Source organism: Enterococcus sp. DIV0170, from assembly GCF_051710765.1.
GTDB lineage: Bacteria > Bacillota > Bacilli > Lactobacillales > Enterococcaceae > Enterococcus_A > Enterococcus_A raffinosus.
Map to the genome: position 1 here is coordinate 15,554 of NZ_JBIOLG010000002.1, position 24,042 is coordinate 39,595.

Here is a 24,042-nt window from a genome sequence, read left to right on the forward strand (position 1 = left end):
CGTCAAGTTGAAAGCCATAATCTTTTTTATGGAAGGCGAGAGAAGGGGGGATTTATCTATTAATAAGGATTCTTTTGCCGATAAGATTTTTCTCATGCTCTTAGTTCAATAGTTTTAAGAAATCCTTGATAAGTGTAGTATAAGTGCAGCTTACAAAAATGAGTGCTACCAGTGGAATCAGACGAAATCACATTAATCGATACGATGTTTTATCTAAGGGGTGGTTATCCGTCGAAAAAATCTAATAGCAACTCCTGAACCGATAACAGTTCTGTGGTAAAACTCCGTGTTTAAGTGATCAGCGAATTTTCTCTATAGGTTATCGAAACCACATAAATTAAACTACTCATACATATCCATTTTGTTTGAAATAAATGGATCTATCTATTTTAAATAACAACAACCCACACTCGTTTTTTTTTGAGTGTGGGTTGTTTCTTAAATGGTATCCAGTGTTTATTAAATATCTCTGACAGTCATTTTACTTGGGAAAATTTCAATATAGGTGAAAATAAACAAACGTATTATTGGGTATTCTAGTATAATTCAGAATATTAATAATGGATTGTTAATTGTTTCTAATCTTGGCAACAAATTTCACTGAGTTCTATTCACTTTCTGTTTTGACTACTTAGCAAACAGAGAGATGAGCCAAGTAAAGATATTGCCTCCTTCATCCCAGAAGGCAAATACTGAGCCTCGAGCGATTTCTTTCGTATAAAAACCAGTCATTTCTAATCCTTGAGTAACCCACGGGGCCATGTGTGTAGCGATGAGAGCAGTCAAGATAATCCATAATGAAGTCACGATTGTTGTGTGAACAAGGTTTCCTCTAGTATAGGGCACTATCGCACCTATGTAATAAGGAAGTGCCATCAAGCTTGCTATCGGAATAAAACCAATACCCGGTACGATGAATGACAATACGACAGAGATAGGAACCATAAGTACGAAAGTAGACATTACTGATGGATGCCCTAACAGGATCGCACCATCTACAGCGATATTAAGCTCTCTGCCTTTGAATCTTTTTTTCATGAATATGGTAACAGCTGTGGAAAGAGGGACCATACCTTCTAACATTAAACCAGCCATTTTTGGGAACAGTCCTAGTGTTGCCGCTAGCATCATAGCGGTGGTCAGTGAACCAGCAATATCATAACCAGCAATGAGTGATAAGATTAATCCTAAAATGAAGCCAATAGTCATATTTTCCCCAAATACACCAAACTTATCTTTAAGATCATCTGACTGTACATCGACTTTATTTAATCCAGGAATTTTATCAATCAACTTCATTATTAACATCGAGAAAGTGGCTGGTAGTGTAGCAGCAGTTGAGATAAGGGTGATATTTCCTATATCATTAAATTCTTGGAAACGCTTAGCGTGAAGGTCAGCCAGTTTCAGACTGATGATCATGCTCAACAATGCCAAACCAATGCTTAGCGGGATATTTTTTGTAATGACCCATGCAATCAGCCCAACATAGTTTCCGTGCCAAATGTTATGCACATCTACCCAGAGTGTCTTCGTCAACTTCAAGCCGATCAAGACGATATCTATCAGGATAATGGCAAACATGACGATGAAATTCCCTGGCCACACTTGGATATTTGCCGCTGCGCCATACCCTAAATCTACAATATTTAATGACAAGCCGAGTCTTTCACTCATAGCCGTGGCCACTGGTGATAGATGTTCTATGGCTATGCTCATCAATGTGTTAATTCCTATAAGACCGACACCAAATGATAGACCACTTCTTATCGACGATTGAAATCCTGCTTGGAAAATGAGTCCAAGCAAAGCAATAACGATAGACATAAATACAAATGACGGTAATGTTAATATATAAGTACCAATCGAGCTCAGAATATCCATATGTTTCCTCCCCAGGTGCGTACTAATGCTCATCTTAGTGAGCGGCGATCATTTCCTGCATAACTCAAGCTTAGTCCCTGCCCTAAGGGACTTTATTTAAGCTGAGTTGTTGTGATTATTTGGTCATTATTCTTCGCTTAATAGCTGTACGAGCTGTTCGATAACTTCCGCTTGCCCTGCTTCATCCCCAGTAACATAGGAGATTCCATTAATAACTGGGAAATCATGCTCGCCCTTGTAATTCGTAGAACTTACTAAGATATCGATCTTGTCCTTGTATCGCGTGATATCTCCCATCATGCCGTGTTGAATGTTGACGTTTTTGATCTTTCTTTTTTTAAATTCTTTCCGAATGCCATCTGCAGCCATGAAGGAGGTTAATTTCCCCGCGCCGCAGCAAACAAAGATAAATTTCTTATTTGCCATGTACTTCACCGTTTCCTTTCTTGCCTATATTAGGCTTTAACATTAATACCAATCAATCATTTTCCGATGATTCCCTGTACTTTTCCACCTCGCTTTCTACATACGCTGCTAGCTGCTCTGCTGTTTTTGCTTGCATGATCATTTGTGGAAATTCTGGACTCTTGAATAAGGTCACGATATCACTGAGCAGCTTAATATGCAGTTGTGAATCTTTGCTGGCAAGCATAAATACGATTTCTACATCTATGGTGGTTTCTGGATCTACCATAGATTTAAAGGGAATGGGCTGTGTGAGTGTAGCCACGGCGATTCCATCCTTCAAGACATTTTTGGGATAGGCATGAGGGACAGCGAAGCCATAGGAAACGCCCTCGACTTTCAAGCCCGTTGGAAATTCATTCTCTCGATCTAATAAATCTTGAAGAAATGCTTCTTTTGCATAGCCGTTTACGACAATCTTTGAAGTCATCTGCTTAAAAAGATCGTTCTGGTCAATGGCATTCAAGGAACAAGTGACAAGGTCTCTATCTAGTTTCATAAGTTTATCCTTTCTTACCCGTGGGCAGCGAGAATTTTCACGTTTCCTTCTAGCGTAAATTCTTCTACAGCAGATGTCAGTACAAAGCAATCGCCTTCGTTTAGTGGCTGTCCATCAATTGACCCTTCACCTTCAATGACAAAGCAGGCATAATAAGGCTTCTTCATTGGAACTGTACCTTTGTCCTCGCAGGTAAGTAATCGAGTGCTGAAGTTCTCGTTATCTGTAAGAAGACGTTCGTTCACACCATCATAATCACTTAGCTCTGTAGTATAGCTCATTTCTTCATATGGAATAAGAACGTTGTCGTAAAACTTCTCTTTTTGAAGCGGGCGTTCTTTGCCGTCTGCGTCTTTTCTGTGATAGTCGTACAGTCTGTATGTAAGGTTGCTAGCTGAACAGACTTCTATGAAGGTGGTGCCTTTTTGTAGTGAATGCAGTGTACCTGCGAGTAAATTGAAAAAGCTACCTTTCTCAACGGGGCTGCGAAGAAACAATTCATCAAAACGTTCGGCTTCAGCTAACTGTTTGAATTCCTCCAGTGTTTGGGCTGTATGTCCAAGGATTACATCTGCGGGTTCCTGATCTACATCCACGATGTACCAACATTCCGATTTGCCATGGGTATTCTCACGCTTCATCGCGTATTCCTCACGAGGGTGGACCTGGATACTTAGATCTTCGCAGGCATGCCCGATTCCCATCGAAATAGCTGGATGCTCCCAAGTCGGCTTCAAGGGACCGAATAACTCAGGCTGGCTCTTGAATAAATCATATAACTTTTCACCGTCATGAACGCCTCCGACGATTTCGTTTGAAAACTCAGGTGCAATCGCAAAAGCTCCGATGATAGCGATATTGCTCGTATCGATCCCTTCGTCAATACAGGAGGGATAGCGTCTGGCAATACTGCCGTCTCCCCATATAGCGCTTACATATGATGGTTTTAAAAATAAAATACATTCATTGTCTTTCATTACTTTTCCACCTTACTTCCTTTATTTATCAGACGTTGTGTCTAAGTTCATTATACACACCATCAGATAGTCAAATATTTTTCTTCATGTTACTTTGTAACTATGTTACTACTTACGATTTTATCATGGTTTTGTGAATTGTCAATAAAAAAAAAGTATTTAGAATGCTTGTTTTTTACCTGTTTTATAATAATTAGAGATAATTATTTTGAAACCTGATGTTGACAACGGTTTTAAATTAGGTACAATGTTAGTATGTCGTAACATAAAGATTGGAGAAGAGAATATGTACAAATCAAAGTATGATGGAAAGTCGTTGTATGATTGCAAAAGCCGATTGTCAAATTTCGATACGAATCCGAAAATGAGCTGTAATTATGAAGAAACGGTTTTAATTGAAGGCTATGAAGACATCGCGAAAACGTTAAAAGCAGAAGTTCAAAACGAACTGAACCTCAAGGATCGTGTCACACTGGTGGTTGATTGCTACCATGGTGTTGATATGAAGGAAGTTCGATCCGAACTTTTAGCGAAAATGGACGCAGTGGTGATCATTGATGCAGCCGATTGTTTACTTGCTCCTGAAGTTTTGGATCAGAAATTCGAAAAATTTATCAATCCCTCCGATCGTACGTATGGTGTCTATGCGGTCGCTGATGTAGAAGATTACTATGATGCCAGTAAAGTTGATGCTGCCAGAAAGGAGCTGCAAAGTGCTAAAGGGTTAGTAGTAGTATTTGGGATCGCTGCTTCTTACATTGCAGAAGGGGATATTTTAGTATATGGGAATATCACCCGTTCAGGGATCTCGGCACGCTGGTCGGACGGTCTAAGTAATTGGGGCGCAAACAACGCGGACCTGGAAAAAATCCAAAAAGAAAAACGCGGAACATTCTTAGATTGGCAAGTATTAGATAGATATAAACGAAAATTGCTTAATCGCATGGCTTATATGGTAAGCTTTGAAAATAAAGGAGCACCAGTCATGGTCAACGGCGAAGCGTTTCGTAAAGAAATCACTTATATGTCAAAAAGACCATTCAAGTGTGTACCAATGTTCCTGCCAGCAGTATGGGGCGGTGACTGGATTCAAACTGTGATCGGAGCAGGGAAAGATCAGCCGAACATGGGCTGGGGGATCACCGGTATGATCGATATCCAATCAATCAATCTGGAAAATCATGGACAGACCATCACATTTCCAGCGCAGGATATGGTCGCTATGAAGCCAACTGAGTTCTTAGGAAACAAGATCTTTTACTTCTGGGGCTACAAATGCCCGCTACATGTGAACTTCTTGGATACATGGAACGGTGGAAATCTGAGTCTGCAGGTCCATCCGACGACTGATTATGCGTATGAGGTTTTCAATTCCAGCTACGGGCATCACGAAAGCTACTATATTTTAGACGCAAAACCAGAAGCAAGTGTCTATCTAGGGATGAAGGAAGGTACGAAGGTCGATGAGTTCGTCGAAGCGTTAGAACAAGCGCAGGAAACAGGTGAAATGGATGATGGAAAATATGTCAACCAAATCCCAGTGAAAAAACACGATCATGTATTCATTCCTGGTGGCACTGTGCATAGTTCGGGTCAAGGGTCATTGGTCTTGGAAATTGATGCCTTCACTTTTGCAACATTTAAGCTCTGGGATTGGGGCCGTGTAGATTTGGATGGTAAGCCGCGGCCTATAAACATCGATCACGGAAAACATTGCATCCAAGAAAAATTCCAAGGTGATTTTGTCTACGACCGACTGATCTCAAAACAATTTGAAGTAGACAGAGGATACGGTTGGCGGAAAGAGGATACCTCTACGATCGATTATGAACCGATGACGGTAAATCGCTATTGGTTCACTGAAAGAATTAACTTTGAAACGAATGATAACATTATTATCCTGGTGCTGGCAGAAGGTGAAGAGGCGATTGTTGAGAGTACCGATGGTTCATTTGAACCACTAGTGATTCACTATGCTGAGGCGATGTTCGTACCAGCAGATGCCCATAAATACACGGTACGACCGTATGGTAGATCAGAAGGTAAAGAATTGGGACTGTTAGAAATCTACTATCCAATGTAAAAAAGGAGGTCATTATGAAGAAAGTTGTTCATTTTGGAGCTGGAGCATTAGGCAAAGGTCTGGTAATACCAGTGCTTCACGATAGTGAAATCGAAGTTATTGTGGTGGATGCAGATAAGGAAGTTGTAAACTATTTAAATGAAAGACAGGCATATACCATGCATGTTCCAGGAGAAGAGGCCTGTCCTATGCGAGAAATACCCGTAGATCACGCATACTTGCTGGGTGTTGAAGATACTGATATTGTAGATGTGATCGCTTCTGTCGATACCGTGACGACCTCTGTTCGTCGTGAGAACCTAGCGGCTGTAGCACGAATGGTGACTGAAGCGTGGGGAGACACGAAGGAAGATAAAAAAGTGATTTGCTGTGAGAATATCGAAAATGTCTCCAACTTATTCAATAAATTATTGGTAGAAGCTAATGAGAAAAACCTCAATCTGGGTCATATCATTGTGCCGGATACGATTGTCGATCGAGGCTGTGCACCTGATCCAAGTGATCGGATGGCCGTATATACGGAACCTTTCTTTGAAATCAGTGTCGACGCCAATGTATTGGCGAATAGTGGGATCAAGCTGATCGCTTCTGTCGAAAATATCGAAAAAGATTTCATGCGGAAACGGTTCTTACTCAATACTCATGTGGATCTGACCTCTTATTTCGGGATCGAAAGAGGACTAACTGGCTTTGGCGCTGCGGTGAGAGATGAAGAGCTTCAAAACTACCTTGCCCCATACATGGAAATAATAAAAGCCGCCTTGCAGAGTACCTATAATATGAGTGAGGAAGAATATCAAAAATGGGTCGATTTCTATCATAACAGATGGGCCTCATCCGATAATTCACGACCTTTATCATCTATTGCTAGAAGTATCTGGGCGAAACTAGATTATACTGAACGTATCGTCTATCCTTTAGTTTTAGCAGCTGAACATGGATACAATATCGATGCAGGTTTAGTATTGGTAGCAGATGTGGTCAAAGCAGAAATAAATAATGAGCGAATTACACAGATAGAAGCCGAAGAACGTTGTAAGAAGTTATGGTGTGTTAGCAGCATCGGCGAATCTATTTACCAAGGTGTCTTCACATTAATTTGACAAATTGTTAGTTTACTGGTTATGCCCGATATGCTAATATGTAGATATATAATGACATAATAACAAAAGGAGTCGGCATATGGAAATCAACAAAAATATACCTGTGCCTCTGTACTATCAGCTAAAGGAACTATTACAAAATGATATAGCTAAGGGTAAGTATAAACCAGGGGATCTAATACCAACAGAAGTTAAATTGATGGAGCGCTATGATCTTAGCAGGACGACCGTGAGACAGGCGATCAACGCCCTTGTGTACGAGGGATACCTTGATAGAAAAAAAGGCGTGGGTACAACTGTTCTATCTCGGGATGATTCGAATGATCAAGGAAATCTGCCAAATCAGATTAAAATGAATGGATATGCTGTATCTACAAAGCTTCAAGGGCTAGAATCAGTCCGTGCTGACAGCTCTATTGCAGATAAATTAGATATAAGTATGAATGAAAAAGTCTATGTAATGGAGCGGGTGCGCTATGGAGACGATATTCCATTGGTATACTCTAGAACGTTCATTGCAGAGAAGACTGCGCCAAAATTACGGGATAATATCGATACTGCCTTTACGGGATTTCATAACTACCTCTTTTCAATCGGTAGAGCAGTAAAGCAGATCAACAGAGCCTGTGAAGGTGGTATCACCGATGAAAAAACGGCGGAGCTTCTTGGACTAAAAACAAATGCACCGATTATTATACTTACTGATCAGTGTTTTAGCTCTAGTGGAAAGATAATTGAATACACAGTGTCAATCGTAAATACGAATGTGCTAAAGCTTAATGAAACGATAAATCTATGAGTACGATTAAATTAATTGATAACTCTGAGCTGTCTGAGAGCTTATTCCAAAAGGGCATTCGATATTATGACATTATGAATAGCAATAGTGAGTGTGTCGGCTATTGCTATTTTATTTATAATGAAGCTTTACTAGAGCAGACTGGGAGTATAGGCTATCATATTCATACTGAACATAGAGGAAAAGGATATGCTACCTCAGCAGTAGTGGAATTAATCAACTATATAAACGAGGGTAGTATTTTATTCATCAAAATTGATGAAAGTAATAAGGCATCTAAAAAAGTGATTCGCAAAGCTGCGGCACATATTGGAGCTATTGTGGAGGATACATCGACAGGTGTACGACTTCGAAAGTAAACGAATGCAGCATGTTAATTTAGCTATCTATGACGAAGATGTTGACCAGTTGAATAAATCTGTACCCAGATAGTTATTCTTCGCTTCCTCATACCACTTGTAGAAATTCCTCTTAGAGAGTGACCCCCAATTTCTCTGAGACGATTAATAGATAGTGGCGGCTATCAGTAGCGCATGAAATGTCTATTTGGATATCTTCGTAGGCTCGCCACCAATACATGTTTTTCAAATAAAGTGAAAAAAAGGATCAAGAAATGAACCGACCTAAAAGTTAGACCCAAAATCTAACTTTTGGAGGTCGGTTCAATTGTGATCTTTTTTCTTTTATTGATTAAAATACTTGCCATTTCTATTCAAAATTTATAAAATCCCTCATTTTTTGATTCTAGCTTTACTAGTTGCTCATTCTCCTTATTGGACAATGGTTTTTTTATCAAGAAAAAATTGATATGCTACAGAAATCTTAATGATTAGGAACAAAAAGAGTTACAATTATGGTAAAGGCAAGAAAAAGAGAGTAAAGGAGAACCAAGATGGAAGAAATCTATAGAAATGCCCATAAGTATTGTACAGGAAATAGAAAACTGCTAAAGAAATCTGGTCTATGCGGCTGCTTTTATTGCGGGGCCCTTTTTGAGTATGAAAAGATTGATTCGTGGATTCAGGATGCTTCTGGTGATACGGCAGAGTGCCCTAATTGCGGCATTGACTCTGTTCTGCCAAAAAGTGATCAATATACCTTATCAGAAGAATTTTTAGAAAAAATGAGAGAAGTCTGGTTCTGGTAAAGGGAATAGAGTTAGTGACCGCGTTGAAGAATTGAGCGACGTGCTGAAAAGAGCTTATTCGGAATTTTTATCATTTGATTATAAAAAGTGCAGACTCATCAAATCATTTTTTGACATTTTGCTATAATACGGATATCAGTGTCTCACGAAGCGATATATTCGTGGAAACAGAATTTGAAGAAAGGCTGTAAGTGCTATGTATACAATGCTCTCTCTTTTGTTTTTTCTGCTTACTTGTTTATTTATTATTCTGGGAGTGCAATTCCATCGTGGAAGATGGTTAAGACTACTTGCTGGAAATACTTTTGGTGATTTACCTAAAGAAAAGACATTATTGGCAAGTAAAGAGACTAGCCATCTTATGTATTTCTCCGCGGTGTTTTGCTTGTTTATTTGGTGGTGGCTTACTTTCAGTAAAAACCGCTTATTATTTTGGTGTGGAGTTGGACTTGCGTTAATTGTTTATGGGATAACCTTGATTAAATCTTTAAAGGAATGGCTTCGAACGGGCTACTGATTGAATAATTTATAACACCTGCGACAACCAACATCGTCGCAGGTGTATTTGTCTCTAGTCGTCACGGATCACGCCCGCTCAACCAGTGGTTGACTAGGGCGATGATCAGCCCCACAAAGAGCGGAGCGAGGACATATCGAATCAGCTCGCTCAAGGTGCATCACCTCCTCTCCGATGTGGAGGCTGACGACTTGAGCAAGATAGACCTACGCATTGTTTATTTGAGAAGGGCAAAATTTAGCTGCTGGGATCACCGTTTCGAGAACGGATATCTGGATCGTCCTTGTTTCGATTGATTTTTTGACGAAGCCAAGCGGAAAAGCCTTTTTGCCGACTCTCTTGTTCGGGAACATTCGACTGCGCAGCCGAAAGATCAGAAGAATTCTCAGCAGCAGTATTTTCTAATGATGTAATTGTTTTTTCTCCGATTTGTGGTGCAGGTATTATTAATGAAGGGAAGTCGTTTCTTGTTTCTGCTGGTTCTTCCAAACTTTTAGCAATCGCAGTTCTCGATGTATTAAACAAATAGTCGCAGCTGTTTCCTGTTTTAACAGCGGGCATTTCCGGTTCTTTCTCTATTTTTGGAGAAGGAACCGTTTTTTCTTCTTTAGGTTCCTTTTCTTTATCAAAAATCTCGGTTTCTTTAGTAGTAATGATCTTCGCTGTCACCACGGAATCAAATAGTTTTACGCCATTTTCTTCAAAAATGTCTAATGTCGTTAAGAGTTCGCAAGCTTCTTTGATCACTGGTATTGGCAGATCATTCTTTAAATTGTTATATTTCCAGTCATGTGTTGCGCCCAGACCGTTGGTAAAGGTCGCCACTAAATCCTGTCTCATAGCTTTCTTTTCCTTTCTCAATTTTTTTGCGTAGGTCATCTTCTATCAAGGTTCATTCGTTTCATCGGGACGGACTTTGGCAATCAAGGAACGGACAAGGGACACGGCTTTTTCACCGAAGTTACGGACTGGGAAGGTTCTCAGTTTTAAGGCTTGCCACTCTGGGGCCATGAAGTAATCTTGAAAGTAGTAAAAGAAGCGCTTCATGGTGCGAGTAGCTTTCGTATTCATGAAAATCTCACGGACAAGATCTTTCAGAATGAAAGCAAACTCTTCCGCACCTAACTGGTGTCTCACACGTAAAGCTAAAATGTATTTAATCGTTAGGCTGCTGTTTTGTGTACTGTAGTAATACTCTTTGATGCGTTTTTCTAAGGTTGTTGATTTCAAATGGAACAATTGGCGGTACGAAAGGGTCAGTTCATTCATTAAAATAGTTCCTCCGTTTCATAGTTTGTTAATATCGGCCGGTGACTTAACGATAAGGTACAAAATAAAACTAGGTCAAAACCGTGAAAATTACATTTAGGGGCCAATTTTGCAGAGGCAACGACTAAAATATTTTGAATAATCCTGATTTCATAGGCTTTTGAAAAAAAGAAGCACCAAATCCCCTGCAAAATTCAGGTCCAAATGCAGAATTCAGCACTTTGACAACGGAGAGGTTTTTATGCTTGCAGAAGAAATGTTGATATATAGGCATTTATTGGTAAAATATTATTTGAAATTGGTTAGTTAAAATAATTGCTTTCTATTTTTCTTTAGTTTTTCTTAATATATTTTGGTTGGAAACGAAGAAAGATTCCTTCTATTGGTATAAACAGGTAATCGAATCAAATGGGGAAGTCATGTAATTAATACAATTGTTTAGTTTTAAACAAGTACGGCTTTCTACTTAATAAAAATAATAAGGGAACAAACCGCACTCGCAGTTTGCTCCCTTATTTTGACTATTCTATGCTACTTTCACTCTTCTTAGGCAACGTAACAATAAACTCAGTCCCTTCACCCACCGTACTCGTAACCGTAATGTCTCCTTGATGCTGCTGCGTGATCAGCTTGGCAATGGATAGTCCTAAGCCCAAACCATCTGGATTTTTCTTTCGCGAGTTGGTGACTCGGAAGAAGCGATCGAAGAGTTTCGTGACATTCTCTTCAGAAATGCCGATGCCTGTATCCTTGACAGAGATTTGAGTATCCTTTGGTAAATTTTTAAGGGTTAAGGTGATTTGTCCTCCTTCATTGGAATATTGATAGGCATTATCAAGCAGAATCATCACTAATTGATTGATTCTTTGCTGATCACCATAGAAGGGAACCTCAGAGGCTAGATTAGCCTTTAATTGAATGGTCTTATTTTGACAGACTGGTGAAAATTTTTCTACGATGCTTTTTAACAAGCTATCTAGTGAGAAAACTGTTCGCTGGATTTCCTCTTCTCCCGTATCCGCGCGAGAGATAGTAAGTAGATCAGAGACTAAGCGTTCCATGTGCTGCTGTTCGATGTGGATATTTTCCAGCCACTTCATTTGGCTGGCGACGGTTTCCTCAGGGCTATCCATCACGATTTCTAGATTGGTTTGAATGACTGCTAGCGGTGTTCGAAGTTCGTGAGAAGCGTCCGCGGTAAAATCCAATTGCTTCTGCCAAGCATTTTTGATAGGCAAGACCGCTTGTTTGGAGATCAGGTAACTGCTGACAAAAGCGATCGCTATACAAAAAATCGCGACAAAAAATATGCGATGGAGTGATAGCTCGTTCTTGGTTCCCGCGAAGATGGTCACTGACAGTACAGTGATCAATAGTAGGACTACCAACATATTAAATAGGATGAATCGAAGTCTTAATGTTTTAAGCATGCTGCCACTCCTTTAGCGCGTAACCAACACCACGAATGGTTTCCAAATTCAGCTCTGCCGCTGAAAAATCGATTTTTTTGCGAAGGTAATAGGTATAGAGATCGACATTTTTTAACTCCACCTCTGAATTAAAGGGCCAGACGCGATCGAGAATTTGTTCCTTTGTGAGTGTTTGGCCCTTGTTTTGAATGAAAAGTGCCAATAATTGGGCTTCCTTTAGACTAAGCTTTACTTGAGTTTGTCCGATTTGGACTTCGCAATCTTTGCTGTTTAACACAAGCGTTCCCGCCTTTAAGTGATCGTTTTGAACGATGTTTTCATTTCTTCTGCTCAATGCACGGACGCGGGCGATCAATTCACTGTTAGCAAAGGGCTTGATCAAATAATCATCGGCGCCAGCTTCCAAACCTTCCACCCGATTCGCCACAGAATCCTTGGCTGTCAAAAAAATGACAGGCGAGGCAATCTGCTGACGACGTATTTCCTTTAGAATCTCCACGCCTTCCTTATTAGGCAGCATCCGATCTAAAATAATCACATCATAAACACCCGTCTCCGCTAATGCTTGCGCTTCTAATCCATCACCGCTGACATCTACGACATAGCCTTCTTTTTTCAAAATATGCGTAATTGCTTCCGCTAAACGTTCTTCGTCTTCCACTAATAAAATTTTCAAGAAATGGCACCTCCTTCATTGAATTCTTTCTTCTATATAAGTATACGGGATGTTTGTTTGAAATTCATTTGAAGGTTGAAAACATTTTTTTGATTCAAACGAGATTCAAACAAAGCTTCGGCATAATGAAGGTAACATGAAACAAGGAGGAGTTTTCAAAATGATTGAAATGACGAATGTATCAAAGATTTATCAAACAGGAAAGGTGGCCTCGCAAGCACTCAAGGAAATCTCTTTGACAATTGAGCAAGGCGAATATGTGCTTTTAACCGGGCGGTCAGGCAGCGGGAAATCAACTTTATTAAATATTTTATCGGGTGTGGATCAATTAACCGAAGGGAATGTCGTGATCAATCACCAACACATCTCATCGTTGAGGGAAGAGGAGTTATCTAGCTGGCGGGGAAAAGAATTAGGGATAATTTTCCAATTTTTCCAGCTTATTCCGACGCTTTCAGTGATGGAGAATCTCTTATTACCAATGGATTTGATAGGGGCTGTACCGTCAGAAGAGCGTGAAGCCAAGGCCTACGCGCTGCTTGAAATGGTAGGACTGGAAAAGCATCAGGACAAACTACCAAGTGCCTTATCTGGCGGCGAGCAGCAGCGAGTAGCGATTGCCCGTTCACTGGCCAATGATGCACCGCTTATTTTAGCCGATGAACCGACGGGGAATTTAGATTCAGTGAATGCAGAGAGTATTTTCTCTTTATTGCGTGAATTGCATTTGCAGGGAAAAACAATTGTGATGGTCACACATGAGCGGGAAGAAATTGACGGAGCGACGCGTAAAATTACCTTGAAGGATGGCCATATTATTGAAGATAAGATGATTGGAGGTTATGAGCATGTCTTGGCTGCTGTATAGGATGGCGTTTCGGGATTTATTCAACAATCGAAAGAAATCAGTGTTGGCGTTGCTGGCGATTTTAGTGGGAATGATTGCTTTTGGTACTATGCTGTTTTCTAACGAGCTTATCACCAACGAGATTACGACCACTTATTCATCGATTAATCCCTCATCGGCTACATTGAATGTGGACAAAGTAGATGAGCGCATGATCAAACTGACAAAAGAATTTGAGGGAATTACTGGCTATGAGACGAAATCTTTTCATCAGTTAAGAGGAAAAGATGCGAAAGGAAATTGGAAAACAGTCGAGCTTTTTTCAGCTGAAAATTATGCTAACTTGAGAATTAACAAGGTCTTTGCGATGGATGGGAAGAAAAATCCAAAGAAAGATGAGATGCTGATTGAACGGGATGCCATGCTGGTTGCCGATAAAGGAATCAATGATACATTGACAGTCCAACTGCCTAATAAGGTAGAAAAGAAACTGTCGATCTCCGGTGTTGTTAATGATATTAGTGTCCACCCGGCAACCATGCACAATACCATTTACGCCTATGTTTCCCCAGAAACTCTTTCATCAATGGGGTTGTCACAAAATCGGATGGATATCAAAGTTTCAGGAGATGCCTATGATCGAGAGCACATTGTTGCTGTTAGTAATGACTATATGCGGATGCTGGAAAGTAATGGCTATCAGATCAAGAATGTTCTCATTGATGATACACCAGGAGTGAGTATGCATTTGGAAGAGTATAAGACGGCTTTGTTTCTACTTCGTACCTTTGCCTTTATCGCACTGGCATTTAGTTGTCTGATCATGAGCAGTTTGATCACATCGATCTTTTCACAATTAGTAAAACAGATGGGGATTTTAAAATCATTTGGAGCGAAAAGCCGACAGATCGTCTTGGCTTATCTGGCGATAATTCTATTGCCGATCGTTGCAGCAAGCGGCATCTCTTTACCTATTTCACAGCTTTTAGCGCGATTGATTTCAGAGAAATTGCTTCGAATCAGTAACCTATCTTTGGTTAATCAATCAGTCCCACTGTTGTTATCAGGCTTCTTTATTGGTTTGATGCTCATATTGCCGATAGGTAATATCTATCCAAGTATTTCGAAGGGAACAAAAGTCACCATCCGTAAGGCCTTTTCAGGTGTAGCAAATGACAATATAGAAGGAAAGAATCTTTTAGGTACGTCCTTTTTCGAACGCCCTACCAGGCTGTCTATCAGAAATGCGTTTCGTAAAAAAAGTCGTCTAGTAATGAATGTTGCTACTTTGACGATGAGCGGCATTTGTTTCATCACGGTCTTGATTGCGATGCTATCAGTTCAGTCTACGTTGAATACCAATCTTGATTCATTTGATTATGAATATCGCTTCTTGACCAGTTCAAAAGAAGATACAGCAGCAAAAGAAAAATTAGCTTCAATGAAGAAAATCCAAGATTACGAAATGTGGGGCAGCATCAACGGAAAGTATTTGGCAAATGGCGATAATCAGGATAAGACGTATTCAATCATGGGGCTACCCAAAGAAAATAAATTTATCCGTCCTGATATGATGGAAGGAGAATGGTTGAGCGGCTTGAAATCCGATCAGATTGTTGTGAGTCATGGATTTATCAATAAACACCCGAGGGTGAAGCTAGGGGATAAAGTATCGTTAGATATGCAAGGTCAGAAAGCGACCTTTACTATTGGCGGTGTGATGAAAGATTTGACGGGTGCAACGATCTATATGAAGCAAGAAGTTTTGGACAAGACAGTGTCCACAAGTAAACAACAGCGGATTTTTCAAGCAACCTTAAATAGCAAGGCAAAGAGAAGAGAGCGCGTAAAGATGATTCATCAAGTAGAAGAAAAGCTTCTGGAGGATGGTATCTCCATTTTACAAAGTGAAACTAAGAGTGATGCCGCCTCTATTTTAAGCAGCCACTATATGCCGACCTTTCAAACGTTGCTGATTGTTATTGTTATGGTCGCGGTTGTTTCAGGTTTTGGTCTTGCTTCGACCACGAATATTCAAACGTTGGAGCGTGTGAAAGAGATCGGTATCATGAAATCCTTCGGCGCAACTAGAAAACAAATTCTTAAGTTGATTACGGCAGAAAATTTATTCATCACGTTATTAAGCTGGGTATTGGCCGCTGTTTTATCAATTCCAGCAATTCTGTTGAGCACCGATTATTTTAGCAAAGTGACTTTGGAGGCACCGATCCAACTCTCATTTTTCAATATCGTTCTTAGTTACGTCATCTGGCTGATTGTCATCCTGATCATTGGCCGAAGAGCGAGCAAAAAGCCTGCCTCAAGAGCAGCGAAAATGACCATCAAGGCTTGTTTGATTAGTGAATAATGCATTGTTCGTATATGAGAAAGCATGCATGAATGGGCAATCGCTTTGAAGTCTTCACGAAGCTGAAGAATGGCTCGATGTAAATTTGAAAAAGAAAAAATGGACGTCTCGTAAGGGGACGGTTTTTTTTGTATTTAAGAGTGCATTAAAAATAAAGGTCCTGCATAGTGGATTTCAGCACACTTTTTAATCAGATTATTTATTTTTTAATGTTTATTGGTTGAGTGGAATAATCATAAATATTAATTGTAATAATTGAGAAACTATTATTCCGTAACTTATCATAGATTTATTGTCAAATAGTAAGCTTAAATAATGCGTATTTGGATATTGTGAGCTGAATATTTCAAAAATAAAATAAATCAAGTTATGATGATTTATGTAAGGTGATTTACTTTTACTAAAAAAGCTTTTAATTTTCTGTTAAAAATATGGATAAAATATTGGAAATTAAAAGAAAGATTAGAAAAGTGATCCGCATTAGCAACATAATTTATTACTGAGTTCCTATTATGAAGGAGGTGTACAATTATGAATCGTGGAATAAAAGCAATCGGGATTATCATCTCAGTTATCTTGATGTCAGCTCTGCTGATGGTTATCGCAATCAGTTCTCCTTATATGAATTTGCCGTTTGGCATTCATCGTACGGAATTTATCAGAAATTCTCTATCTAATTACTTTCTTCGCGAGTACTTATTTTGGGTAGCGTTAGTCTTCTCAATAATCTTACTGATTTTCATTCTTTTCCTTATCTTTTATCCAAAGGTCAAACAAACATTTGTACTGAAAGAAGAGAAGGGACGTCTTTCCTTAGACAGAAAAGCGATCGAAGGATTTGTTCGGACGAAAACGCAGAATGTCGGATTTGTTGCTTCACCAGATGTGAAGGTGCGTGCGACAAAAAATAAGATCAGGATCAAAATCAAAGGCCAATTGAACCGCACATCTGCCCATATCGGAAAAACAGAAACATTGATGAAAGAAATTCAACAGGAACTACAAGAAATCCTAGGTAGTCAGGAAAAAATCAAAGTGGATGTTGCTTATAAGTCTTTTGATGATGAGCAAGACAAGAACACAGCCGATCACTCACGAGTAAAATAGTACAACGCAACGCTCAAATGGGAGCAATCAATTACACGAATAAGGAGGGAGCCGCTTGAAAGATTTAATGAATCAATACAAACTCCCGATTATTTTCGGGATCGCAGGGTTAATTTTAGCCATATTGCTGGTAGCGATCGGTTTTTTCAAAACATTGTTGATCGTTTTATTAACTGGATTAGGCGCAGCACTGGGCTATTACCTGCAGCAAACCAATTTATTAGATGAATATTTTAAACAAAACAACCATTAGGAGGAAAAGTATCATGGAAAACAATTTTCAAAACAAAAATGTAAACGATAAAACAGCCGTATCAGGACAAACACCAAACAAAGCGTCAGAAGTCAAAGGTGAATTAACGTATGACGATAAGGTTATTCAAAAAATCGTTGGCACAGCGATTGAACAAATTGATGGGTTATTAACCGTAGATGGCGGATTCTTCTCAAATATCGCTGAAAAATTGGTCAATACAGATAACGTAACGACAGGTATCGAAACAGAAGTCGGTAAAAAACAAGTAGCTGTGGATATGGATGTTGTGATTGAGTATGGAATAGACATTCCAAAAATTGCGGATCGTATCAAAGAAGTCATCCATGATGAAGTGGAAAAGATGACACATTTAGATGTGATCGAAGTAAATATCAATGTCGTGGATATCAAGTCTGAAGAAGAGTATGAACAAGATAGTGAAACGGTTCAAGACAAAGTAACTAGTGCAGCGAAGACAACAGGTGAGTTTGCTTCAAAACAAACAGACAAAGCAAAAGGTGCAGTGAACCGCGGCACAAACAAAGCGCAAGCAAAAATCGAAGAAAATCGTGAACCACGAGTAAAATAAGTGTATTGTAGGAGGAATTTGTCATGGGTTTATTATGGTCATTAATTATCGGAGCAGTTATCGGTGCAATCGCTGGAGCGATTACAGGTAAAGGAAACAGCATGGGATGGATCGCAAACATCATTGCTGGTCTAGTAGGTTCAGCGTTAGGTCAAGCAATATTAGGTTCTTGGGGACCTTCATTGGCTGGAATGGCGTTAGTACCATCAATCATTGGAGCAGTCATCTTAGTCCTAATCGTCTCATTTTTCTTAGGTAGATCTAAATAGATATCTAGATTAAGAACACGGCGCTAAGATAGGAATCAACAGAAGTCGAGCACCTTTAAATGAAAAGATACAGCTCCTTGATGAAGCTTGTACCCAGTAATTAATAAGTGAAGTTTACCGAGTGTTTCCCCCGAAGAAGATTTTTATCTTATATGAGAAAATGGGTATATTGTTCAAGCATCAACGGAGGAAGGAAAGCATGAAATGTGCTTTCCTTTTTTTGTTCATTCTCTTGTATGCAACAGTAAGGTCCCTTTTTAAATACTGTTCCTCTTCTGAGCTCAATTCTTTTAAAGGATTGAGCTCTTTTTTTTACGAAAAATAGTGTTTCTCTCCGTTTGTTATTAAAGCTGCTATTTCTCTTTTTTGGTTCCTATTCTTGGACTTGGGTCCAAAGAGTGGAAGGAGTATTGTAACGGGTTTCATATGTTGGTAGTCTGAGGTCAAGAGATACGTATACTCAATAAATTGAATGGAGAGAAACGATGAAAAGTAAATTTTCTCAGACGATGCAGGATTTTTCTCGAGCGGTAATCGTTCCAGTGAAGTTCATGGCGGTAATGGGGCTATTCTTGGCAGTTTCTGTTATTTTACAATTGGAATTCATGCCGAATGTTTTGCAGACCTTTGGCGGGCTGATCAAAACAATGATGGACAGCATGTTAAATAATTTAGCATTGATTTTCTGTGTAGGAATCACTGCTTCGCTAGCGAAAAAGAAAAAAGTTGAGGCTGCTCTGATATCATTGATCGCGTTTTTATTCTTTTTGGCAGCAAACAATGCGTGGCTGACGCTGACGAATCAATTGGCTGAAGCAGGGGATATGGGTCTTTTTGGGACAGGACAGGCTGTAGTTTTAGGCTTTCAAGTTGTCGATATGAATGTCTTTTTAGGGATGTTGGTTGGCTGTATCGTCGCGTTTATTCACAATCGCTTTTCAGATAAGGAATTTGTGGACTTCTTGAGTATTTATGGTGGTTCACGCTTTTCCTTCATGATTCTGATCCCGGTTATTTTAGTGACAGCGATTGGAATGAGCTACATTTGGCCGGTGGTGAATGGCTGGATTTCTTCCTTGTCAGGCTTTATCTTGACGACAGGCTTGTTGGGCGTGTTCATTTATTCGTTCGGTAATCGATTCTTGATTCCGACGGGGTTACATCATTTATTATGGATGCCATTTTGTTTTACTGCGTTAGGCGGTACCGCAAAAATTGGCGGTCAGGTTTACAATGGTGCGGCAAATATTTTTTACGCAGAAATGGCCAATGCGGGGTCAATTACCAGCTTAGACCCATCGTTACGCTTTGCGACGTTTGGCTTTGTGAAGATCTTTGGCTCGATCGCGGTTTCTCTTGCATTGATCCACTGTGCGAAAAAGCAGCGCAAAGAGGAAGTGAAAGGGATGATCCTGCCGTCAATGTTCGTTGCGGCAGTAGCCGGCATCACGGAGCCGTTAGATTTCTCCTTCTTATTTGCTTCACCGCTGCTATGGCTGGTTCATAGTTTACTAACGGCGGTATCAGAAACAATTCTGTGGGGAATCGGTGCCAGAACCTATATGCTGTATGGCTTGATTGACACCTTTGTCTCTAATTCTGTGTTTAGCCCTTCTGTCACGAAATTTTACTTGGTGATTCTTGTTGGAGTCATCATGTCAGTCATTTGGTACTTTGTGTTTATCTTGTTGATTAACAAGTTAAATATTAAAACACCGGGTCGAGAAGATGAGGAATCAGAAGAAGCAGTACTAGTAAATGAAACGAATGGCGAGTTTACGGCAGATGGCAGCGCAGACTTTGACTTAGTTGTTGCTGGATTGGGTGGAAGAGAAAATATAGAAAGTATTTCCAATTGCTTTACCAGATTAAGGGTCACGGTGAAAGACGAAGCGCTGGTTGATTCGGCTCAATTAGAGAGAATCTCTCAGCAAAAGGGTGTTGTTTTAAATGGAACGAGTGTCCAAGTCATCATCGGGATGGGGGTTCAAGGATTTAAAGAAGATATCTGTGAGAGATTAGGTATGAGCGAATCATAAATTATAGAGAGTCAATTTGAAAGGAAGAGAAGAATGAAGTTGGAAAAACAGTCAGTCGTAATTGCAGGTGGGGGAAGCACCTATACCGCAGGAATCGTCATGATGCTTATCGAAAATCAGGAGAAGTTTCCTTTGCGCAAATTAAAATTTTACGATAATAATAAAGAACGTCAAGATATTGTTGCGAAAGCCTGCGAGGTGATTGTAAAGGAACGCGCGCCAGAAATCGAATTTTTAGCAACAACGGATCCTGAAGAAGCCTTCACCGACGTTGATTTTGTGATGGCCCACATTCGAGTGGGTGGCCTTGCAATGCGTGAACAAGATGAGAAGATCCCTTTGAGGCATGGGGTTGTTGGCCAAGAAACCTGCGGGCCTGGAGGAATGGCTTACGGGATGCGCTCGATTCCAGGAGTGGTGGAATTGATCGACTACATGGAAAAGTATTCGCCAGAAGCTTGGATGCTCAACTATTCGAATCCAGCAGCGATTGTAGCGGAAGCGACACGTAGAATGCGTCCAGAGGCAAAGATTATCAATATCTGCGACATGCCTGTTGCAATCAAGAAGTCCATCGCGGATATTGTCGGCTTAGAAAGTGAAAGCGACATTGTCGATCGTTATTATGGATTGAATCATTTTGGCTGGTGGACAGAAATGACCGACAAACAGGGCAACGATCTTATGCCGAAATTGAAGGAGCATGTAGCAAAATATGGCTATGCCGCTGCCAAGGGAGAAGGCAACCCATTACTAGAGGAAAACAGCTGGATGGATACCTTCCAAAAAGCCAAGGATGTTTACGCAGTTGATCCGCTGACTGTTCCAAATACGTATTTAAAATATTACCTATACCCTGATTACGTGGTGGCTCATGCCGATCCAAACTATACTCGCGCCAATGAAGTGATGGATAATCGCGAGAAAAATGTGTTTGCGGAATGCGAGCGAATCGCTGCGGCGCAAACAGCTGAGGATACAACGATCGAAGCAGGTGAACATGCTGAATTTATCGTCCAACTGGCCGGAGCGTTAGCCTACAATACTTATGAACGGATGCTTCTCATCGTTAAAAATGAAGGGGCGATCGCCAATTTATCTGATGATGCGATGGTAGAGGTTCCCTGCATTGTCAGCAAGCGCGGTTACGAGCCGTTATGTATGGGGAAAATCCCCCATTTCCAAAAAGGAATGATCGAACAGCAGGTAGCGGTTGAAAAATTAGTCGTGGATGCCTTTGAGCAAAGGTCGTATCAAAAGCTTTGGCAGGCGATGACACTATCTAAAACTGTTCCTTCTGCGGCAGTGGCAAAAGAGATTTTAGATGAAATGATTGAAGCAAATGGCGACTGGTGGCCAGAATTAAAGTAAATCTGCAATGAAGGTATGAATGGTTGGCAACGATCGTTCATACTTTTTTTCTATAGGGAACACGCTGCATTCGTTTTAGGATAAAATAAGATGAAAGAGTAAGGAGGCTGGCTATGCTTTTTTCTGATATTGTCAATCAACATTATGAGGCATTAAATGAAGTGGATCTCCAAATGGTGAAATACATCCATGCACATCCAAAAGAAATGGCGACAATGGGAACCAATGATTTCGCGAAAATATGTCATTCTTCAAAATCATCCGTGATTCGTTTTACGCAAAAGCTGGGCTTCACTGGGTTTAGCGAGCTGCGGAATTTTTTAAAGTGGCAGAATAACCCCAGTGATGCACAAAAGGAGACGAGCTTCAAAACTCGTATTTTTTCTGATGCGGAACGGACAATCAATTATCTCAAAACAAACAACTGGGAAAACATTTATAAGGCGCTGGAAAACAGTCGAAACGTCTATCTATTAGGAACCGGTGTCACCCAGCAAAACCAGGCGGCAGAATTGCAGCGATTATTGTTGCTAATCGGGAAACCCGCGCAAATGATCCCGGCGTCCTCTCAATCCAATGAATTCAAACGGATCATGGAAAGCATCAATGAAGACGATTTGATTTTTGTTTTGTCATTATCTGGAGAGAATCAACATCTCTTTAATGTGTTAAATGTTCTTTCCACCTATCGTTCGACGATTGTCTCGATTACAACTATGCAAAATAATTTATTGTCTGGCAGAGCAGATTTTTCGCTGTATGCCTCAAGTAGTCGCAGCCCGAACCCGACAGACTGGTGGTTGCAGACTGCCTCCTCATTTTTCTTATTGATTGAGGCCTTTGCTTTTGGCTATGTGGATTATTGTCGGAATAAAAAGTAACCGTGTTCACAGGATTGTCTTTAATCGCAAGAGATAACCCTCTATAATGAAAGAAAGGAGGCGTTTGGAATGAAGAAAATAGCTCGCGTTGTTGGACTCTTTTTCACTTGTTTGTTACTTTTTGGTTTTTCTCTTGAAGCTTCCGCAAGTGTTGCTGTCTATCGGTTGTATAACCCGAATTCTGGTGAACATTTTTATACGCCTGATTTGTCAGAGGCAAGGCATTTACGAAGTGTTGGCTGGCGCGAGGAACAGATTGGCTGGTTTGCGCCGAATTTTCATACAGGAGCGCCTGTCTATCGACTGTACAATCCAAATGCCGGGGATCATCATTATACGATGAACAGCTATGAAGCGGCACACTTAGTAAGTGTCGGGTGGAGAGATGAGGGTGTTGCTTTTGTGTCCGCTTTCTCTAATCACCCACGAGTGCCTATTTATCGGTTATATAATCCAAACGCAAAAGCAGGTGCCCATCACTACACGCCGAATTCGAATGAACGGGATCATCTTGTTCGAGTTGGCTGGCGTTCAGAAGGCATTGGCTTCTATGCAGAAACGGCTGAATAGAAAAAAGCATGCAGTCCGCTGCATGCTTTTTCTGTCTAAAGGGATTGTTCGTTTTTAGTAAATGAGGAATAAAACCGTGAAAGTTCTTTTTTTGTCCTGAAAACAAAGTAGAATACAAGATTTAAATGGAGTTATTAAGGAAAAGAATCAAAACTTAATATTATATGGATTGTTTTGCAGAAATGTTCATGTTTTTTTGCTTTTAGGATTTATTCATGTTATGGTAATTAAGTAATACTTTGATATGTGACTAGGTAGTTATCTAGATAATTTAAGATACTTTTTCTTACACGTCATTTTTTATTACAAAATAAACACAGTTGATGTGTAATTGGAGGTACTTTCTATGAATAAAGGTACAGTAAAATGGTTTAATGCAGACAAAGGTTTTGGTTTCATCACTGGAGAAGACGGAAATGATGTTTTCGCACATTTCTCAGCAATCCAAGGAGACGGATTCAAATCTTTAGACGAAGGTCAAGCAGTAACGTTTGACGTTGAAGAAGGCCAACGCGGCTTACAAGCTTCAAACATCGTTAAAGACTAATAATTGTTTATCGACGGATGACTAAGAAGATCGGAAACGATCTTCTTTTTTTATAATATTTGAAGGAGGATATTCAAATGGCGAACACCTATGGATTCAAATCTCCAAAGCCCTCATTTTTAGGGGAGCGCTTCTCAATTGGACAAGAAGTATATTTCGAATATAAAAAGGAAACACAACTAGGAATTGTGAAGAATAAATTAAACAATTCAGCGATCGTTAAAATCATCAAAAGTGAAACAGAAGATTTCATTGATTTTACAACGGTTGTTAGTTATGGGGAACTAGTCGATCCTGAAAATAATTTTTAAATCAGCGGATAAAACAACGACCTTAGCGAATAAGCTAA

At 40.0% G+C, this 24,042-nt stretch carries 26 protein-coding genes; 17 read left to right on the forward strand and 9 right to left on the reverse strand.

Features of this window, described 5'->3' with window-relative positions:
- Positions 1-627: 627 nt before the first annotated feature.
- The 4 genes from IGI50_RS15680 to IGI50_RS15695 form a co-directional block, all read right to left on the reverse strand.
- A complete protein-coding gene (locus tag IGI50_RS15680; protein ID WP_438777618.1) occupies positions 628-1,917 on the reverse strand; it encodes a PTS transporter subunit IIC in 1,290 nt (429 codons plus the stop codon).
- 93 nt (positions 1,918-2,010) lie between these two features.
- Positions 2,011-2,310: a hypothetical protein gene (locus tag IGI50_RS15685; protein ID WP_438777619.1), complete on the reverse strand. Its 300-nt coding sequence runs from the start codon at positions 2,308-2,310 to the stop codon at positions 2,011-2,013.
- Between the two features lie 52 nt (positions 2,311-2,362).
- A complete protein-coding gene (locus IGI50_RS15690; protein ID WP_438777620.1) occupies positions 2,363-2,848 on the reverse strand; it encodes a PTS sugar transporter subunit IIA in 486 nt (161 codons plus the stop codon).
- A 14-nt stretch (positions 2,849-2,862) separates the two neighbouring features.
- Positions 2,863-3,825, reverse strand: coding sequence for a class I mannose-6-phosphate isomerase (locus IGI50_RS15695; protein WP_438777621.1), 963 nt, complete (start codon positions 3,823-3,825; stop codon positions 2,863-2,865).
- A 286-nt stretch (positions 3,826-4,111) separates the two neighbouring features.
- Here IGI50_RS15695 and IGI50_RS15700 point away from each other — a divergent pair, with 286 nt between their 5' ends.
- The 5 genes from IGI50_RS15700 (at position 4,112) to IGI50_RS15720 (ending at position 8,957) form a co-directional block, all read left to right on the forward strand.
- Positions 4,112-5,908 carry a class I mannose-6-phosphate isomerase gene (locus IGI50_RS15700; protein ID WP_438777622.1) on the forward strand — a complete coding sequence of 599 codons (1,797 nt, stop codon included), beginning with the start codon at positions 4,112-4,114 and terminating at the stop codon, positions 5,906-5,908.
- Between the two features lie 14 nt (positions 5,909-5,922).
- Entirely contained in the window at positions 5,923-7,011 is a 1,089-nt protein-coding gene (locus tag IGI50_RS15705; protein ID WP_438777623.1) for a hypothetical protein, read from the forward strand.
- A gap of 79 nt (positions 7,012-7,090) precedes the next feature.
- The gene (locus IGI50_RS15710; RefSeq protein WP_438777624.1) at positions 7,091-7,810 is read left to right on the forward strand and encodes a GntR family transcriptional regulator; all 720 of its coding nucleotides are present in this window, start codon (positions 7,091-7,093) and stop codon (positions 7,808-7,810) included.
- Positions 7,807-8,169 carry a GNAT family N-acetyltransferase gene (locus IGI50_RS15715; RefSeq protein ID WP_438777625.1) on the forward strand — a complete coding sequence of 121 codons (363 nt, stop codon included), beginning with the start codon at positions 7,807-7,809 and terminating at the stop codon, positions 8,167-8,169. Before IGI50_RS15710 ends, IGI50_RS15715 begins: the two co-directional genes overlap by 4 nt.
- 533 nt (positions 8,170-8,702) lie before the next feature.
- Entirely contained in the window at positions 8,703-8,957 is a 255-nt protein-coding gene (locus IGI50_RS15720) for a cytoplasmic protein (RefSeq protein ID WP_438777626.1), read from the forward strand.
- 578 nt (positions 8,958-9,535) lie between these two features.
- On the opposite strand, the gene IGI50_RS15725 is transcribed toward IGI50_RS15720, so the two are convergent.
- From IGI50_RS15725 to IGI50_RS15745, 5 genes are all read right to left on the reverse strand, one after another.
- A complete protein-coding gene (locus IGI50_RS15725) occupies positions 9,536-9,628 on the reverse strand; it encodes a type I toxin-antitoxin system Fst family toxin (protein WP_111945260.1) in 93 nt (30 codons plus the stop codon).
- Positions 9,629-9,711: 83 nt separating this feature from the next.
- The gene (locus tag IGI50_RS15730; protein ID WP_438777627.1) at positions 9,712-10,314 is read right to left on the reverse strand and encodes a DUF2922 family protein; all 603 of its coding nucleotides are present in this window, start codon (positions 10,312-10,314) and stop codon (positions 9,712-9,714) included.
- 45 nt (positions 10,315-10,359) lie between these two features.
- Positions 10,360-10,743, reverse strand: a complete 384-nt coding sequence (locus IGI50_RS15735; protein WP_438777628.1) for a hypothetical protein — start codon at positions 10,741-10,743, stop codon at positions 10,360-10,362.
- 521 nt (positions 10,744-11,264) lie between these two features.
- Positions 11,265-12,173: a sensor histidine kinase gene (locus IGI50_RS15740; RefSeq protein WP_438777629.1), complete on the reverse strand. Its 909-nt coding sequence runs from the start codon at positions 12,171-12,173 to the stop codon at positions 11,265-11,267.
- On the reverse strand, positions 12,166-12,849 hold the full coding sequence (locus IGI50_RS15745) for a response regulator transcription factor (protein ID WP_438777630.1): 684 nt from the start codon (positions 12,847-12,849) through the stop codon (positions 12,166-12,168). The genes IGI50_RS15740 and IGI50_RS15745 overlap by 8 nt, the downstream gene beginning before the upstream one ends.
- 160 nt (positions 12,850-13,009) lie before the next feature.
- On the opposite strand from IGI50_RS15745, the gene IGI50_RS15750 reads away from it, so the two are divergent.
- The 12 genes from IGI50_RS15750 to IGI50_RS15805 all read left to right on the forward strand — a co-directional run bounded on the left by IGI50_RS15750 (position 13,010) and on the right by IGI50_RS15805 (position 24,004).
- Positions 13,010-13,717, forward strand: coding sequence for an ABC transporter ATP-binding protein (locus IGI50_RS15750; RefSeq protein ID WP_438777631.1), 708 nt, complete (start codon positions 13,010-13,012; stop codon positions 13,715-13,717).
- On the forward strand, positions 13,698-16,064 hold the full coding sequence (locus IGI50_RS15755) for an FtsX-like permease family protein (protein ID WP_438777633.1): 2,367 nt from the start codon (positions 13,698-13,700) through the stop codon (positions 16,062-16,064). The genes IGI50_RS15750 and IGI50_RS15755 overlap by 20 nt, the downstream gene beginning before the upstream one ends.
- Before the next feature lie 531 nt (positions 16,065-16,595).
- Entirely contained in the window at positions 16,596-17,171 is a 576-nt protein-coding gene (amaP, locus tag IGI50_RS15760; RefSeq protein WP_028020795.1) for an alkaline shock response membrane anchor protein AmaP, read from the forward strand.
- A gap of 55 nt (positions 17,172-17,226) precedes the next feature.
- Entirely contained in the window at positions 17,227-17,424 is a 198-nt protein-coding gene (locus IGI50_RS15765) for a DUF2273 domain-containing protein (protein ID WP_028020794.1), read from the forward strand.
- A gap of 13 nt (positions 17,425-17,437) precedes the next feature.
- A complete protein-coding gene (locus IGI50_RS15770; protein WP_438777634.1) occupies positions 17,438-18,016 on the forward strand; it encodes an Asp23/Gls24 family envelope stress response protein in 579 nt (192 codons plus the stop codon).
- Positions 18,017-18,039: 23 nt separating this feature from the next.
- Positions 18,040-18,285 carry a GlsB/YeaQ/YmgE family stress response membrane protein gene (locus IGI50_RS15775; protein WP_028020792.1) on the forward strand — a complete coding sequence of 82 codons (246 nt, stop codon included), beginning with the start codon at positions 18,040-18,042 and terminating at the stop codon, positions 18,283-18,285.
- 485 nt (positions 18,286-18,770) lie between these two features.
- A complete protein-coding gene (locus IGI50_RS15780; RefSeq protein WP_438777635.1) occupies positions 18,771-20,324 on the forward strand; it encodes a PTS transporter subunit EIIC in 1,554 nt (517 codons plus the stop codon).
- A 33-nt stretch (positions 20,325-20,357) separates the two neighbouring features.
- On the forward strand, positions 20,358-21,695 hold the full coding sequence (locus IGI50_RS15785; protein ID WP_438777636.1) for a 6-phospho-alpha-glucosidase: 1,338 nt from the start codon (positions 20,358-20,360) through the stop codon (positions 21,693-21,695).
- A gap of 113 nt (positions 21,696-21,808) precedes the next feature.
- Positions 21,809-22,576, forward strand: coding sequence for a MurR/RpiR family transcriptional regulator (locus IGI50_RS15790; protein WP_438777637.1), 768 nt, complete (start codon positions 21,809-21,811; stop codon positions 22,574-22,576).
- Positions 22,577-22,645: 69 nt separating this feature from the next.
- Entirely contained in the window at positions 22,646-23,146 is a 501-nt protein-coding gene (locus IGI50_RS15795) for a hypothetical protein (protein WP_438777639.1), read from the forward strand.
- Between the two features lie 346 nt (positions 23,147-23,492).
- Positions 23,493-23,693, forward strand: coding sequence for a cold-shock protein (locus tag IGI50_RS15800; protein WP_028020787.1), 201 nt, complete (start codon positions 23,493-23,495; stop codon positions 23,691-23,693).
- Between the two features lie 77 nt (positions 23,694-23,770).
- Complete coding sequence (locus IGI50_RS15805) at positions 23,771-24,004, forward strand: hypothetical protein (RefSeq protein WP_010743897.1); 234 nt, start codon at positions 23,771-23,773, stop codon at positions 24,002-24,004.
- The last annotated feature ends 38 nt before the right edge of the window (positions 24,005-24,042 follow it).